The sequence below is a fragment of the Bacillus sp. EB106-08-02-XG196 genome, assembly GCF_013396335.1.
GTDB lineage: Bacteria > Bacillota > Bacilli > Bacillales > Cytobacillaceae > Neobacillus.
Map to the genome: position 1 here is coordinate 42,909 of NZ_JABWSY010000015.1, position 14,875 is coordinate 57,783.

Genomic DNA, 14,875 nt, shown 5'->3' on the forward strand with positions numbered 1-14,875 from the left:
TGAAATCCGTGGTCGCAAATATCCAAATCTATTAATAAAATATTTTTCGAAATCAATATTTTTTAGGGGAACTAATGGTTCAGATTAATAAATATGAATATCAAATATAATTTGACGGAGGCTCAAGATCTAGTTAGCACCAACACCATTCTCGCATGTTCCTTCAATTAATAAGAAAAAAACTCAGATCTATTTCTATAAAGATATCCATTTTTGGGAGTTTTTCACTTAAATAAAAAAATCTCTCTTTTATTGGACTTATCCCTTATAATTAAATATGTTAATAAATTTTGACAAAGGATATTTACTATGGACTTCATTTATATTAATCAAAATGTTTTAGATAACTTGTTTTACATTTTAGTAAGTATTTTTGTTTTCTTCGTTTTAATTGATAATTTTAAAACGCTTAAAAATTATCAAAAAACCCTTATTACAGCATGCATGAGTTTACCAAGTATTTTATGTATGAAATTCCCTATTTATATTGATGAATATTGTGTTCATGATTTAAGGCAAATTCCTTTTTTAATTGGTATACTTTATGGCGGATGGCCTGTCGGGGCTGCCTTGTTGATAATTTCGTTGGCGATTAGATTTTTTATTTATGGATTCAATTCTCTAACTCTTATTGTTTATATCGTGATCTTTATTATAACGGCACTACTTTCAAAAAAGTTCAGCATGTTCAACAGAAAAAATAAGCTTATTTTCTCAGTTCTGTTATCTTTGTGTCTTGGAATACTAACAACTTCTATTGCTGTTATCATATCTGATTCATTTAGGGTGACTGAAGCTTATATGTTTTATTTTATTTTCCTTCCTCCAGTAGTCATGTTTTTCGTTGTATATATAATAGAAATATTAAGTGACGCAATTAGTATAAAGTCAAAAATAGCAAAGCTAGAAAAGATGGAAGTTGTTAGCCAGTTAGCAGCGAGTATTTCCCACGAAGTTAGAAATCCTTTAACAGTTGTAAAGGGGTTTATTGATCTCCTAAAAGCCCCTAACCTTTCTCAAGAAGTTAGAGAACAGTACTTTCAACATGTGGTTAGAGAGCTTAAATCTGCAGAGACAATTATTAGTGAATACTTAGCATATGCAAAACCTGCAACCGAAGATATAGGTATTATTTTAATAGATCGTGAAATAAGAAGTATTATTGAAATGACGAAACCATTGGCTAATATGAAATCGGTGAAGATATCAGAAGAGTTAGTGCCAGGAATTACACGCGGAAATATTCAACATTTCAAGCAATGTTTTTTAAACCTGATTAAAAATAGTATAGAGGCTATGCCAAACGGTGGGGAGCTTAGTTTAGTTACACTCGTAAGTAAATTCGATATCATTATCGAGATAAGCGATAACGGTGTTGGAATGACCAAAGAACAAATAAACCGTTTTGGCGAACCTTATTACAGCACTAAAGAAAAGGGGACTGGATTAGGTTCAATGGTTGTTGTAAAAACAATAGAGACAATGCATGGGAAAATTAAGATAAATAGTGTTTTAAATAAAGGAACAACGATAAGAATAACACTTCCTATTTATACTTCATGAACAAGGTGCCAGGTGCCATCTAGATATTGTATGTTGTAACAAAAACAATTAAAATTCTGAAAATTTTATTTTTATATTCGTAGAATAATAGGAATTTTTAGTGGAATATTCCTATCCTAACACTATAACGAGTTAGGATAGGAATATACGTTCTGGAGCAAGGGGGGTAAAATTAGATGTTAAAGAATAAAGAAGATGTAATAAAACTAATCCGAATCGATGGTAAAATGATGGAAATTATTAAGGTTGCAAGCACACTGAATTTACCTGACTGGTGGATTTGTGCAGGTTTTGTGCGTTCAAAAATATGGGACACCCTGCATGGCTTTAATGAAAGAACTGCGACCCCAGATGTCGATGTCATCTATTTTGATCATAACAACATGGATGAGCATGTTGAAAAGGAACTAGAAAATAAGCTTGTAAGCATGATGCCTACTATCCCTTGGTCCGTGAAAAATCAAGCAAGAATGCACATCATTAATAATCTCCCTCCCTACACTTCTTCTGAGGATGCTATTTCAAGGTTTCCAGAAACTGCGACAGCTCTAGGAGTGAAACTCGACAAGGAGAATCATTTAGTTCTTACTGCTCCCTGGGGATTAGAGGATGTCATCCATTTAGAGGTGAAACCGACTCCCTATTTTACTGAAACAAAAGAACTCGGTGCCATTTACAACGAGCGAATAATAAAAAAGAATTGGAAATCGATTTGGCCAAAGATTAAAGTCCACCAACTCCATTAAGCCGTTTCATCATTGAAATGGCTTGTTTTATACTTCTTATAATATAGACCGCTGTATGTTTTGATTTTTCCAAAATAAAAAATAGCCTAGTCCAAATAAACTAGGCTTTACATTTAAACTTTTAACCTACAACAAAGATATTTGAATCATTCATGTAAATAATGATTCAGAAGACTATTGATGGATTGATTGATTTCACTGATGTTAGGATTTTCTACTTTATTATCGTTCAAGCTATATTTCCTTTTTAGTTGAATAATTCTTTCAACACTTTCATTTAATCTTTGTTCGGAAATTTCACCATTTTCAACAGCCGTTTTTAAAGAGGAAATAATCTTTACAACCTTATTATAGTCATGTCCTATTAAAATAATATCGCTTCCTGCCTTTACTGATTCTACCGCTGCTTTGCCAATATCAAAATGTTCTACAATGGCTCCCATTGTCATATCGTCCGTTATGATTACTCCTGTGAAATTAAGTTGTTTTCTAAGAATGTCCGTCATAACAGCTTTTGACATGGACGCTGGATTGATTTTATCCAATTCAGGCAATAAGATATGTGCGACCATCACAACATCTGCACCGTCATCAATCGCACGTTTAAACGGAATTAACTCTAGTTCTTTCAGTTCCTTAAGGCTTTTATTTACAATTGGGAGTTCCAGATGAGAATCAACCGATGTACCTCCATGTCCAGGAAAATGCTTGATTGTAGGGATGACATTTTGCGACTGAATCCCTTTCATCGTTTGAATGCCAAGTGTACTTACAATTTCCGAATTGTTCCCAAATGATCGATCCCCAATAACAGGGTTATTTGGATTGCTGTTAATATCAAGTACAGGTGCAAAATTGAGATTTAATCCAAATTCTTTTAATTCATAGCCTAAAAGTGATCCGACTTTATAAGAAAACTCAGGATCATTTACGTCTCCAATCTGATTATTTGGAGGAAAGTTTACAAGACCTCCTGGCAATCTTGTTACTTTTCCTCCTTCTTGGTCAACGCTTAAAAAAAGCGGTAGGTTCGAGCTATTTCCAGCCTTCAGTTGATTCACAAGTTGAACGGTTTGTTCCGGAGTTTCAAAATTATTTTTGTAAAAAATAATTCCTCCAACATGGAATTGGCTTATTAAATTTTTTGCGTTTGTATCCAAAGTGGTCCCGAAAATTCCAGCAAGAATCATCTGCCCTATTTTATCTTCTAAGCTCATTTTAGATAGTACTTCTGAAATGGTTTGGTCTTCTTGTTGATTTAGTATTTTTTCAAGCGGTGTATAGAGTGAAATATGGTCAACTTTAGGATTGGGCTCTTGTTCTGTTTTTACTGGTAAAACCCATAATAAATCAGTAGAAGTGGTTCCATGATAAACAAGAATCATTTGGTCATGTGTTGAATCTTTATAGTATCGAATATCATCGGGTTCTCCACCAATTTTCTTAATATCATTAAAAGAAATATTTTGTAGTTCAGAATCATAAGATCGTATATCATTTACAGTCTGATCCACATAGCCGATTGTAGAATGATGACTTTCGTATTCCTCATACCTGCCTTTAGCAGTTTCCGAAATATGGTCTGCTTTTCCCCACTCTTTGGTTACTTCCTTCCATTCTGTTTTTCCGGAAACAAAGGGAATGTTCGGAACCTTCCCTACCTTCGATAAGGTAAATGTTTCTTCTACTAATTTCTCAAGATTTGAATCCACTGTGCTATCGGATGGCTTTGTTATATTTGGGCTTTCTTTAACTGGCGTCTGTTCGCTATCATTTTCTTTGATTGCATCATAAACTCCAATGATTACGGCAAACATTAAAAGTAGAATCGTAAAAATACGTAGCTTATTTCGAGAAGCTCTCTTTCTATTCATATTCCAATTCCCCTTTCTACCTTTATCATTACGCCATAATAACCCTGCTATTCCAAAATGAGACCACCTAAATATAATGAGGGCATTCAGGGTTACTTTTTATCTGAAGCCTGTATAATGATAATTATTAATTTATCTTATAATTGATAAAGTCATTCTAATTTGTGTAACCGAAACACACTCTTATTATTCAACCGATAGAACTTACCGATTATTTCAGGGGCTATGTAAACGGTAACGGTTATCCCGTATTCAAACAACGCATATAAAACAGCAGCGCCTTCTGGTACGACAACGAATTAATAATGAAAAAAAAGCGCCTTCTACCGAAGTAGAAAACACTTGTTATTATGACATATTCTCATGTTATTGTATGTCCTATATAACGTACAAATGTACCGGTCGTCTGTGTTTAGCACCTATGTTTTATATGTTAGTCTATGGTTAGTGTATCATTCAACAAGCTCATCCTCAATAAAGTGCATCCGCTTCATGACCTTTCCTTCCTTACTTTTATCATAAACATTGTACTCTTTTTGTGGTTCAACATCTGACCAAATGATCGATGCAATAAGATCATGTTTATGATGTTCCATCCGGTCCGTATTCATGTAACTTTCATCAGGCTGCCAGTCTCTTGGCAAATCGTCACTTTCCCTATAGAAGGACATATAAAAAATCCTATTTTTTCCTTCTATTACGTTCATATCACCTTCAACTGGATGATTCTTAATGTATTTTTCAACTAATTCTTTCAAATCTTTTAAATCTTTTGGTGGATTCAGAATCATGTAATGCTTTCTAAGAGTCACCACTTCTTCATCCTTATTACCAACGACCTGTTCTGTATTGGCAATTTCGAAAATCTTTGTTTCCCCGCTTGATTCCTCATTCTTTGTACATCCAATTATGTAGAATGAAATGAAGAATGTACCAATCATCAAAACTAGTATTTTTAAATTAACTTTAATTGCTCAATTCCCCCTCGAATGGTATATCCATTTCCATTAAACTAACAAAGGGTTTATATTCTCCATCATATTCATTATAATGCTGTAAGACAAACCAAGCACGAAATCCTGCTAAGTTAACATACATTTTCTCCACATCTGGCTTGTCTAACCCAAAGTGATCATATAAACGAACATGCATGACACCTTTAAAGTGATTGTTCTCTACTGAAAAATCTTTTACCGATATTCTATTCCCCCATGTATCATTTACAGTAATGGTAAGTCCGCCTATTCTATCATCCCAGCTGCTAAACGTTGGGTAAGAAGCATTATCCTGTATATTTTGATAAAAATTATTCGTTGCTTTTGTACTTTTATCAAACCGAAGTGCTGCCAAATTGCCTCCATTTTTCTTTAGCTCATCAACTAAAGCATTTTTAACAAATTCAACATAGGATTTTGTTGTTTCATGCTCACTAGCTTTTTTCGTTAAAGTCTGATTACTATAATCTGAACCCGTTCCCTCCTCAAAATGATCAATCATATCTAAGATCACATCTTCCATTTCACCCGTAGAAAATAAGTCTGTTGACATCATCTCGAACTCATCAAATAGTATACCTGGGAAATGTGATTCAAGTAATTGAAGATGGAACATCCAGCTAATGTCCGTCATTTCATCTCCTGTAAAATCATCCGTTTTCATATCATTCGCTACATTTCCATTTTCATCATAGCCTTCTGGTCTATCTGATTGAAATATGACTAAATTGGATAAATCAGTGGTCAATGGTCTTGGATCCTCATTATCAAAAATTCCATCTCCATCACTATCTTTTTGGTCAGGTAAACTGGTTGGAAAGAATCCTTCAAAATGAATCGTAATGCCAAAAAACTCAAAAGTGAATGTTCTGAGTGGACCCATTTCTTGCCCATCGGATAATCCATCTCCGTCAGTATCTTTCATGCCAGGATTCGTGTAGATGATTCCGTATGGTGTTTTCATTCCTTCTATTTCATAAGTATCGGATAAGCCATCCCCATCTGAATCTAGCTCTCCATCACCTGGATCATCTCTATTAACATCAAGCTTATTGGAGGAGTCCGTTTCCTTATTCCAAAGCTCCAGCCATTTTTTCTTATCAACAATCATATATTCACTAAGCTGAGTAGTTTCTATACTAATTGTATTCTTACTTGTATCTAACACAGAGGTAAGGCTTTCAAACATTTCCTTCTCCTCATTATACCAAATGACGCCTAAATCTTGTTCCGATGTGTCCCCAAGCTGTGCTTCATCATAAGTAAAGATAATGCTTGCTTTATCAAATTCTGATTGAGTATTGATCCTTACAGGAGAACCAATGAGACCGTATAAATTAGCTGTTTTCATATTGCCTTTGTTTGTTGTAATTCTAGTCGTTTTATTCACATTATTCGTTGCATTAAAACTAACTTCTACACTAGTAATCTCTGATTTTTCCGGCTGATTAAAGGATTGACGAATCGTTTGCTTGTGGAGTTCTTGTGAATCCGTGACCCCGTCATTATCACTGTCTGCAGCATTCGGATTGGTCTTTAAGGCCAATTCATCTCCATCACTTAATCCATCACTATCTGAATCATCCTTAGTAGGTAATGAATCAAACTGTTGTACTTCAAACCCGTCCGTTAAACTATCTTGGTCGGAATCTTTCTTAATCAAAGTTGTTTGATGAACCTGCTCATCTTTATTCTTCAGGCCGTCTCCATCACTATCTTCATCTGCATCACTGATGCCATTTTGATCTGTATCAGATTTTGTTGGGGAAATAGTTGATTTTATCTCATATTCAATATTGTCCTCTAATCCATCTCCATCTGTATCCTTTTTATATGGATTCATTCCCTCTTGGAATTCTATTCCATCTGTTATCGTGTCACCGTCCGTGTCAGTAGTAGATTCAAAGAATTCTGTGTTTAATGTATAGCCTGCTTTTTCAAGTCCGTGTAATACTTGTTTATATGCATTTTCATAGGACTTTGCTGCAGGAATACCTAGATCTTTATCAAGAAACTCATTAGCTTTTTCAGTCATTTTCACAGCGTTATTCAAATGAGCATTTATTTTATTTCCATTCTGATCCAATTGATCTGAGATATCTTTTAAGATGCCGATCGCATTTTTATTGACAATTTTACCCGTTAAATAAAAATTAAAGAGTATATCAGCTAGTAATACTTCCGTTGGTTCATTAAAATCGTTATTTGTTGCATAGCCCCATAGATAGATAGTTAACTTATGTTTGATATCCAAGAGCAGATCACTTTTAAGAGCCACCTCTTTTATATACTCTTCTTGAACGGCTTGTTCATATTGGTTAATCAATTGTTCAAACATTTCAAGTTCATTCATCTCTGTTTGCTTTAAGTCACCGTTCTTAACCAATTCTACCTTCAGATTATCTAGTGTATTAGCATCTAACTTAGCATTCTTTTCTTTTATAACTGTTACGAAACGCTTTAATTCATTTATTGCAACCTTGTCATAGATTAATCCATCTCTGGTATCCTCATAGAATTCATATTCACTTAACCACTGTTTTACATTTTCCTCACTAGATATCTTTTGTTGTCCTTGATTAGCATCGTTATTACCCTCGGCCGCCACTGTTTGCCCAATTCCGCCGAAAACAATGGCAGAACTCAATAAATAACTCAACATACTTTTTCCTTTATTTTTCAACATGTAATCTCCTTTATAAAAATATTCATTTAACCCCCAAAAAAAATAACTATATTGAGAGAAACTGCATGCATTTACTATGGTGGGTACATATAAAACTTAATTGGTTTAATGATCGAAGCATACGGTATAGTGCTTCCCATCCGAAAAAACTGTCAAAATCCTTGATATTATGGCATTAAATCACCTCCTTCTATAAATATTAATCTATCAACGGTTTTCCACGTTGGAGTGCGTCTAGCTCCTTTGATTTTTTTCGTTCATAGCATTAACCATAGCCAATAATTAACTTATTTTAATTTTAATTTGTTTTTTTTAGGATTATAAGGTAAAGATTTCCTATATTGTATAATTTTATATGGAACTTCAGATTACCCTTTTCTATGAAAATTATCATAGAAAAATAAGTATCCGCGATTTAAAAAGGCACCTGTGTCACTAGTCGAATTTAGTCACCTCCGACAAGTGCCAGGCACCTCTATTAAAAATGCACCACCCTTTCTACCCTCTATATAGGAAATCGACAAAAGAAACTGGTTAACGTTACGGACAGTTCTTCTAACAAACTGTCATCATCTTTAAGAAACTTTCCTCTTCCCATTGACTTAAGGAGAGGTCTTTGCTATGTTAAGTTTAAGTGAAAAATACATATAAGTAGTAGGTGCCCTTTGGGGAGAATAGGGAATGGAGTGAGAATCTTCAGCGGTCCCACCACTGTAATGGGAAGTTTCATTAGAAATGCCACTGGAGTTATCTCTGGGAAGGCCTGATGAAGTGACGATCCTAAGCCAGGAGACCTGCCTATCTGCTTTGGCTCTTATAGATAATGGAAAAGTCTGTAGTTTATTTGTTAATCAAATAAACTACAGACTTTTTTAGTTGAATAGGGTCTTAAAACGAAAGGAGAAAATAATGAAATTATTACAACAAACGATTGAAAAAATTGAGGGATTGGATCAAGAAATGGTAGTAAAAGCAAGGGCCAGAGTGGACAGTCTTATTAAGCCTCCTAAAAGCTTAGGAAAGTTAGAAGGCCTTGCTATACAATTAGCGGGGATTACAGGAAAGCTCTATCCTGAGATTGATCAGAAAGCGGTTATTGTGATGGCGGGCGATCATGGAGTTTATGAAGAAGGGGTAACAAGTAATCCACAGGAGGTAACTTTTGCACAAACGTTAAATTTTGCAAAAGGATTAACGGGAGTATGTGTGATCGGTAAAGTTACTGGAGCTAAGATTGTTGCAGTAGATGTTGGAATAAAGGGAGAGATCCCAAGTGACGCGGGTGTCATTATTAAAAAAATAAAGAATGGTACAGACAATATGGCAAAGGGTCCTGCTATGACGAGGGAGGAAGCGATAAAATCCATAGAGGTTGGGATAGAAATTGCTCATGAAGAAATAAATAAAGGAGTTAATTTACTTGGTACAGGTGAGATGGGAATTTGCAACACAACTCCTAGTACAGCGATCTTGTCCGTCTTAAAAAATTGTGATCCTTTAGAGATTACTGGAAGAGGTGCTGGGTTAGGTACAGGAGGAATCGAGCATAAAGCAGCTGTAATTAGGAAAGCGATTGAGATCAACAAGCCAGATTGTAAGGATGGAATCGATGTTTTAGCCAAAATTGGCGGACTAGAAATAGGGGGAATGGCAGGTGTTATGCTTGCGGCTGCAGCTAATAGAATTCCTGTTGTAATCGATGGCTATATTTCAACCATATCTGCTTTAATTGCTGCAAGGATTGAACCGAAAGCGAAGGAATATTTCATCACCTCCCATGCTTCTCTAGAACCAGGTGGAAAAATAGCGAGTGAATTGCTAGGAATCGAACCAATGTTACACATGGATATGTGCTTAGGAGAAGGTTCCGGTGCTGCTTTGGCTTTCCCTATTATAGAAGCAGCCTGCTCTATGATGAAAAATATGCCTACCTTTGAGGACGTAGGAATGGAAATATAGTAGTATATAGAAGTAACTGGGACAGTGAACCTGTCCTCCATCCCTTCAATAGTTATATTTATTTATACATACCACAAGGTTCTCCGTAAACGTCAAGTAGCCCCGAAAAACACCACCCATGTAGTATTTCGGGGCTACTTGACGTTTACTTTTATAATAGAAAGGGATAATTGCTCTTTGTTATCTTAAGACAGATACGGCCATTCTAATATAAGTGTGTCTTTTAACCCTTACTGTAATTGAAAGGGTTTGAATATTTTCAGGTAATGCCATACCAGAATATCCAGCATCTCCGATATGAAAAATATCGACTCCTGCTCTCTTTGAGCTCAAAGCGATTGCGCGGTCAGACCATCGAACAGCCTTGACGGCTGCTCCACCTAGGCTCGGTCGCTCTGCCAGGCGCCCCCCCATTTTGAAAGGTCCCTGGCACTAATCTTTCGTTTTATTGCAAACACCCATTAAATCCCCAATTCGTCACGAAGTTCAACCTGCTCCAAATATTGATTTTTTCCCTTTTTGCTTTTCTTTCCTCTTCCCTATATTGTTCAAGGTATTTATAGGGAGGTTTCATGATATAAGCCACTCTAGCATATCCCTCTTTTAGGAGCGTTCCTTGAACCGATTTCCCATCCACATAAACATAGGCTAACAGTCGTCCGTAGGAATCTTTTATGTTTTTCTGTTCAAATTCCAATGTTAGCTTGCCACTCTTTACTAATTCGCTATTCCGTAGTGAGGCAACTTTTGCATAGAGTTGAACACACATATTTGGATTTTTTGATTCCGGTGTATCGATCAATAAATAGCGGACATTTTCTATTTTTCCGTTTACCCATACTTTTATCGTATCACCATCGATAGTTTCGACTAAAGTAACTGGTACTTGATCATCTGGACTAACAAAGTCCTTCCCCTTCAAACCCTCACTTTTTGGATTCTCCATCACCTGAAGGCGGTGCTCTTTTATCGTTTCTTCTTTCAGTGCCGATAATGGATCGAAAGCTAGAAAGGTAGCTGCTGTTATGACGGCTACACCCCCCATCCGTTTTTTCATGAGTATCTCCTCTTTTCTATCAAACCTTCACCACCCCGTGAATAATATCCCGCGATTGCTGGAAAACTCTCACATTCCTTCCTCATGTCCCGAAACGAGATCACCTCATTGCCTCTATAAAACTGAAAATCTAGTAAATGTTCATGGCAGTTTCTTGGTCTTTGAAGAAATGTTTTTGTATAATACTGGATTGCCTCTTCCTCGCTGTGTGCAAAGATAAAAACAAAATCTTTCTGGTTCATCTTTAGTGAGTAGACTCGAACCTTATAAATACCTAATACATTGTTTCGAATCATTTCAGCCACTTTCCGCTATACTCACCAATCTTCACCTGCCGTTATATCAAGGTCAAAACCACGTGGAATATATCTTCCGCTAGGAATCTCTGTTGGTTTCCTTTTGGTTGATAGAGGCTTTTGGTTCTCCTGATAGTAATCAATTTCTTCCACTGTCAGTAATGATTCATTTTCCCAATTCTTCAGGATTCCAACCACATAAGACAGCCTGCGCTTATTATTGGCACATGCAATATTCAACGCCTTTAAAATCACAGCTTTCGGCTGTAAAAAGGTAGAATCATCTAACCAAGATAACAGCTGCTCCTTTGCATTCACGTTTGTAAAACCAAATCCATTGTTGTCCCAAAACTCAATAATTTCTTTAACATCAACAAGTTTTTTGTTATTCTGCAAGAAAAGATCACCATTTGGATTCCTTTCTATTATTGGCTGAGAGACTTCTTGTTGTTTTTCTTTTTCTTCTTCTTTATCTTTTTCTTTTTCTTTTTCTTCTTCTTGTCCCCGTATCGTATTACGATTCGTACACGTATCGTCAAACTCTTCATTTTCAGAAACTAAATATGTATGATTTTCATCTTGATCACTATCTTGCTTGTTGAAAATAAACTCTTCTTTTTTCATAAAAGATTCATATAGGCTGCGGAATTCCTGTTTTTTAATTGATTCCAAAACAAATTGAAGCAATGAGATATCTTTGACATCTTTTAATTCGGATAAAATACAATCCATCATTGGTTTCCCAGCTTTATCAAAGTTAGTTTCTCCCCAGTTTTTTATCGCGAGCTCCCTCGTTTCAGGATTGTAGCGGATCAGTTGGTGATGCATGATAAATCGTTCCATTAACGAATGAACACTTTCAATCGAGTATCCCATATCAAAAGCGATTTGCTTTTTCGTAATCTGATAGATTCCAATTTGCGTCGTACGCTGATTCGTTAAAAGATATAAATAAAAGTACCTGTCCTCTGGTGTCATCTCCTCTGAAACCATTGGATCCATCCAAAAATCAAACCGCACTTTTCTAAACTTTGCCATCCACTACACTGCCTTTCTCCTCGTAAAATGTTTTCATAAACTATATATAGAGAAAGGATGAAAAAGGTCATATGGATTTCATAAACTTGTGAACGTTTTATGACAAAGGATTTTCAAGGTGCCTGCGATCGAATAAACTAGTTATTATCCAAAATAAAAAACACTCACAAATAGAGATCAATCACCATTTGTTTGTGTTTTTAGTTAAGGTTTTATTCCAAATTTTATTGCAGTTCATTAACGAGCTTTTGATAGTAGCACGTAGACAAGTAATCAACGATAGGACTTTACTTGGAGGGGTGGGTATGATTGGTATGGTAAAGACTTCGTTACAAATTATTCAGACGTTATCCAGTAAGGGTAGCGTTACCTTCATTTCAATTCTTAGAAAAAACAAAAAGTAGTCTCAAATTAGACTACCTTTGTAAAATGATATGAAGCTTCCATATTTTTATACGGTTTTCCATGGACCACAATTTGGGATTGGTTATTCCGATATGCCACTCCCAATTTTCTAGCAAACGTAAACTATAATACTAAGAAAAACCGGTTGACTATCCTTTAATTATGTTGATGATGATGTTCATACCCATGTTCTTCGGCATATTTGCGGAAATTTTCTAAATCTTGCATTCCAGTCGAAGTACCGTTTAATGCCTGATTCATACGTTCTAGCAGTACCGTTCTTAACTTTGGATGATAGCCAAAATACTGAGCAATATCAATTGATACATGCGGATAATTCTCTTTAAACTGTTCGGCCATTTTATTCATTCTTTCCATTAAAACTCCCGTAAATAAAAAATAAGGCAGCATGATGATTTTTTTTGCGCCTAATTTAATACAGCGTTCCATCCCATCTTGCACCGTTGGCGTCGTTACCCCCATAAAGGCACTTTCAACAAAAGGGACATTTAATTTCTCCCACAATAATCTGCTAATTTTATAAAAATCACCATTAGCATATGGATCGCTGCCGCCTCGTCCAATTAATAAAATGGCCGTATCCTCATGCTTTTGATCCACATCAAAACCTGCTTCAGCAAGTCTTGTTTTTAAAATTTCAAAAACTTCCTCATGAACACCTATCGTTTGGCCATAGGTAAATATAACATCCGGGAAATGCTCTTTAGCATGTTCAATTTCTGCAGGAATGTGCAGTTTTGAGTGTCCTGCATGTAATAAGATGATAGGAATTACATGGATTTCATCCGCTCCTTGTTCAACACACAGCTGAATCCCATCTTCAATATTTGGTGATGCAAATTCTAAAAAACATGTTTCTACTAAAAGGTTTGGATCAATGTATTCTTTCATTTGCCCGACAAATTCGCGAACTTCTATATTCCCTGCCTCCACCCTGCTGCCATGCCCAACAAATAATACAGCTTTTTTCATTGGTCCATTACCTTTCTTGTATTTATCAATTCCTTTCATTCGATTTTCGCTTCGTTTCCGCACACCGTGCTCCATTGAATAAATGATCGCCTCTTGTTCAACTGCTTCATGAACAATATCACGTGCAGTTTCTTCATGTTGAACCGAATACCATGTCCCTTTTGGGTAATCAATTACGACGCATTTATCTTTACAGCGGCCGTTACAGCGTGTTCGCGATGTATGAATATGCTCATCCAAACGGTTTTTACGGATTTCATCACGAATTTGCTGTGTAACCTCTTCAGCTCCTGCTCCCATACAGGTTGCCCCATTGCAAATGAGTAAGTGACGCTGCATTTGCGTTAAATTCCATGTTGTCATAAAGTTACCTCCCCCTTTTGCCTCATCATGAACCCTTTATAGAACGAAACTTAGTCATTTAACTTCACTGGCTCCCAACTTATGATCGCTGCATAGAATGGGTAACGGTACACATAATGGCCATCCTCCATTACAATAAAGCGTTCAAGTGATGCTTTCACATGTGCCATATCAAATCGGGGTGTTAAGATTTTTTTGCTTTGTGCTTCATATAATTGCTGCAATGTATCATAACGATACTCACGTTCCAGCTTGATCATTTCACAATTTGCATAAATCCCTAACTGATACAGCATATTGATAATGGTAATATAATCACGACGCGGATATTTAATGTCATAACGAAACTGCTCATCTAAAATAGTGTAATGTGGCTGAATAGGTCCTGTTGTTAAACCAATGATGGCACTCTTTTTGGCAAGCCTGTTCATTTTTTTCAGCGCTGCATTGATTTCATACATACGGTAAAAGCAGTTCACTCCAATAACCACATCATGCGGCTCAATTTGCGCTTCCTCCCATTTACTATGAACGAACTGAACTGGTGCATCATTTTCAAAGTATTGTTTTAAGTAGGCAAGCACACTTTCAGAACCATCTACTAACGTTAAACTTTTGACATCCTGACTGAGTTGGAAGGTATAGTTGCCCCATCCCGGCCCAATTTCAATACAAGTTGAATATTGCTGGACATGCGGTTTCATTTTTTCGAAAATTCTTTTCGCATAGTCATCTGTTTGCTTGTATGTTTTCTTCTTAATGGACTGGGCCCAAAATGCTTCTTCCAGCTCATCATTGACCATACGTTCCGGCATCTTGCCATACCAATCTAACATGCCTTCTTTCCAAAGCTTTTCAAAATCAAATTGTAAAGGTGATTCTTTTATCATTGAACTATCT

At 36.0% G+C, this 14,875-nt stretch carries 10 protein-coding genes, 1 pseudogene and 1 riboswitch; of the genes and pseudogenes, 3 read left to right on the forward strand and 8 right to left on the reverse strand.

Translation table 11 applies throughout. The features are described from left to right. Nucleotides 1–309: 309 nt before the first annotated feature. A complete protein-coding gene (locus tag MLOOGBEN_RS21705) occupies nt 310–1,563 on the forward strand; it encodes a sensor histidine kinase (RefSeq protein WP_179160369.1) in 1,254 nt (417 codons plus the stop codon). Nucleotides 1,564–1,739: 176 nt separating this feature from the next. Next, on the forward strand, nt 1,740–2,309 hold the full coding sequence (locus MLOOGBEN_RS21710; protein WP_179160370.1) for a nucleotidyltransferase family protein: 570 nt from the start codon (nt 1,740–1,742) through the stop codon (nt 2,307–2,309). Between the two features lie 146 nt (nt 2,310–2,455). Here the strand turns inward: MLOOGBEN_RS21710 and nagZ are convergent, their stop codons facing one another. The 3 genes from nagZ to MLOOGBEN_RS21725 form a co-directional block, all read right to left on the reverse strand. After that, nucleotides 2,456–4,183: a beta-N-acetylhexosaminidase gene (gene nagZ / locus MLOOGBEN_RS21715; protein WP_179160371.1), complete on the reverse strand. Its 1,728-nt coding sequence runs from the start codon at nt 4,181–4,183 to the stop codon at nt 2,456–2,458. Nucleotides 4,184–4,635: 452 nt separating this feature from the next. After that, nucleotides 4,636–5,127: a hypothetical protein gene (locus tag MLOOGBEN_RS21720; protein ID WP_179160372.1), complete on the reverse strand. Its 492-nt coding sequence runs from the start codon at nt 5,125–5,127 to the stop codon at nt 4,636–4,638. A 22-nt stretch (nt 5,128–5,149) separates the two neighbouring features. After that, on the reverse strand, nt 5,150–7,861 hold the full coding sequence (locus MLOOGBEN_RS21725; protein ID WP_179160373.1) for a DUF3289 family protein: 2,712 nt from the start codon (nt 7,859–7,861) through the stop codon (nt 5,150–5,152). Nucleotides 7,862–8,503: 642 nt separating this feature from the next. After that, a riboswitch (cobalamin riboswitch) is annotated at nt 8,504–8,680 on the forward strand. A 93-nt stretch (nt 8,681–8,773) separates the two neighbouring features. Here MLOOGBEN_RS21725 and cobT point away from each other — a divergent pair. Beyond that, entirely contained in the window at nt 8,774–9,823 is a 1,050-nt protein-coding gene (gene cobT / locus MLOOGBEN_RS21730) for a nicotinate-nucleotide--dimethylbenzimidazole phosphoribosyltransferase (RefSeq protein ID WP_179160374.1), read from the forward strand. Between the two features lie 180 nt (nt 9,824–10,003). Here cobT and MLOOGBEN_RS21735 read toward each other — a convergent pair. The 5 genes and pseudogenes from MLOOGBEN_RS21735 to MLOOGBEN_RS21755 all read right to left on the reverse strand — a co-directional run. After that, nucleotides 10,004–10,168 (reverse strand): annotated as a pseudogene (locus MLOOGBEN_RS21735) (DUF7916 family protein); the annotation flags it as partial. A 100-nt stretch (nt 10,169–10,268) separates the two neighbouring features. Next, nucleotides 10,269–10,880: a thermonuclease family protein gene (locus tag MLOOGBEN_RS21740; protein ID WP_179160375.1), complete on the reverse strand. Its 612-nt coding sequence runs from the start codon at nt 10,878–10,880 to the stop codon at nt 10,269–10,271. Between the two features lie 317 nt (nt 10,881–11,197). Then, entirely contained in the window at nt 11,198–12,214 is a 1,017-nt protein-coding gene (locus tag MLOOGBEN_RS21745) for a DnaD domain protein (RefSeq protein ID WP_179160376.1), read from the reverse strand. 561 nt (nt 12,215–12,775) lie between these two features. Continuing rightward, on the reverse strand, nt 12,776–13,975 hold the full coding sequence (locus MLOOGBEN_RS21750; protein ID WP_179160377.1) for a CbiX/SirB N-terminal domain-containing protein: 1,200 nt from the start codon (nt 13,973–13,975) through the stop codon (nt 12,776–12,778). Nucleotides 13,976–14,025: 50 nt separating this feature from the next. Beyond that, nucleotides 14,026–14,865 (reverse strand): class I SAM-dependent methyltransferase, encoded by an 840-nt coding sequence (locus MLOOGBEN_RS21755; RefSeq protein ID WP_179160378.1) that lies wholly within the window; start codon nt 14,863–14,865, stop codon nt 14,026–14,028. Nucleotides 14,866–14,875 lie beyond the last annotated feature (10 nt).

What these genes read in the sequence shown, in the direction of transcription:
- MLOOGBEN_RS21705 (WP_179160369.1), top strand. Translation starts at nt 310, where the DNA reads ATGGACTTCATTTATATTAATCAAAATGTTTTAGATAACTTGTTTTAC.
- MLOOGBEN_RS21710 (WP_179160370.1), top strand. Translation starts at nt 1,740, where the DNA reads ATGTTAAAGAATAAAGAAGATGTAATAAAACTAATCCGAATCGATGGT.
- nagZ (WP_179160371.1), bottom strand. Translation starts at nt 4,183, where the DNA reads ATGAATAGAAAGAGAGCTTCTCGAAATAAGCTACGTATTTTTACGATT.
- cobT (WP_179160374.1), top strand. Translation starts at nt 8,774, where the DNA reads ATGAAATTATTACAACAAACGATTGAAAAAATTGAGGGATTGGATCAA.
- MLOOGBEN_RS21740 (WP_179160375.1), bottom strand. Translation starts at nt 10,880, where the DNA reads ATGAAAAAACGGATGGGGGGTGTAGCCGTCATAACAGCAGCTACCTTT.
- MLOOGBEN_RS21745 (WP_179160376.1), bottom strand. Translation starts at nt 12,214, where the DNA reads ATGGCAAAGTTTAGAAAAGTGCGGTTTGATTTTTGGATGGATCCAATG.
- MLOOGBEN_RS21750 (WP_179160377.1), bottom strand. Translation starts at nt 13,975, where the DNA reads ATGACAACATGGAATTTAACGCAAATGCAGCGTCACTTACTCATTTGC.
- MLOOGBEN_RS21755 (WP_179160378.1), bottom strand. Translation starts at nt 14,865, where the DNA reads ATGATAAAAGAATCACCTTTACAATTTGATTTTGAAAAGCTTTGGAAA.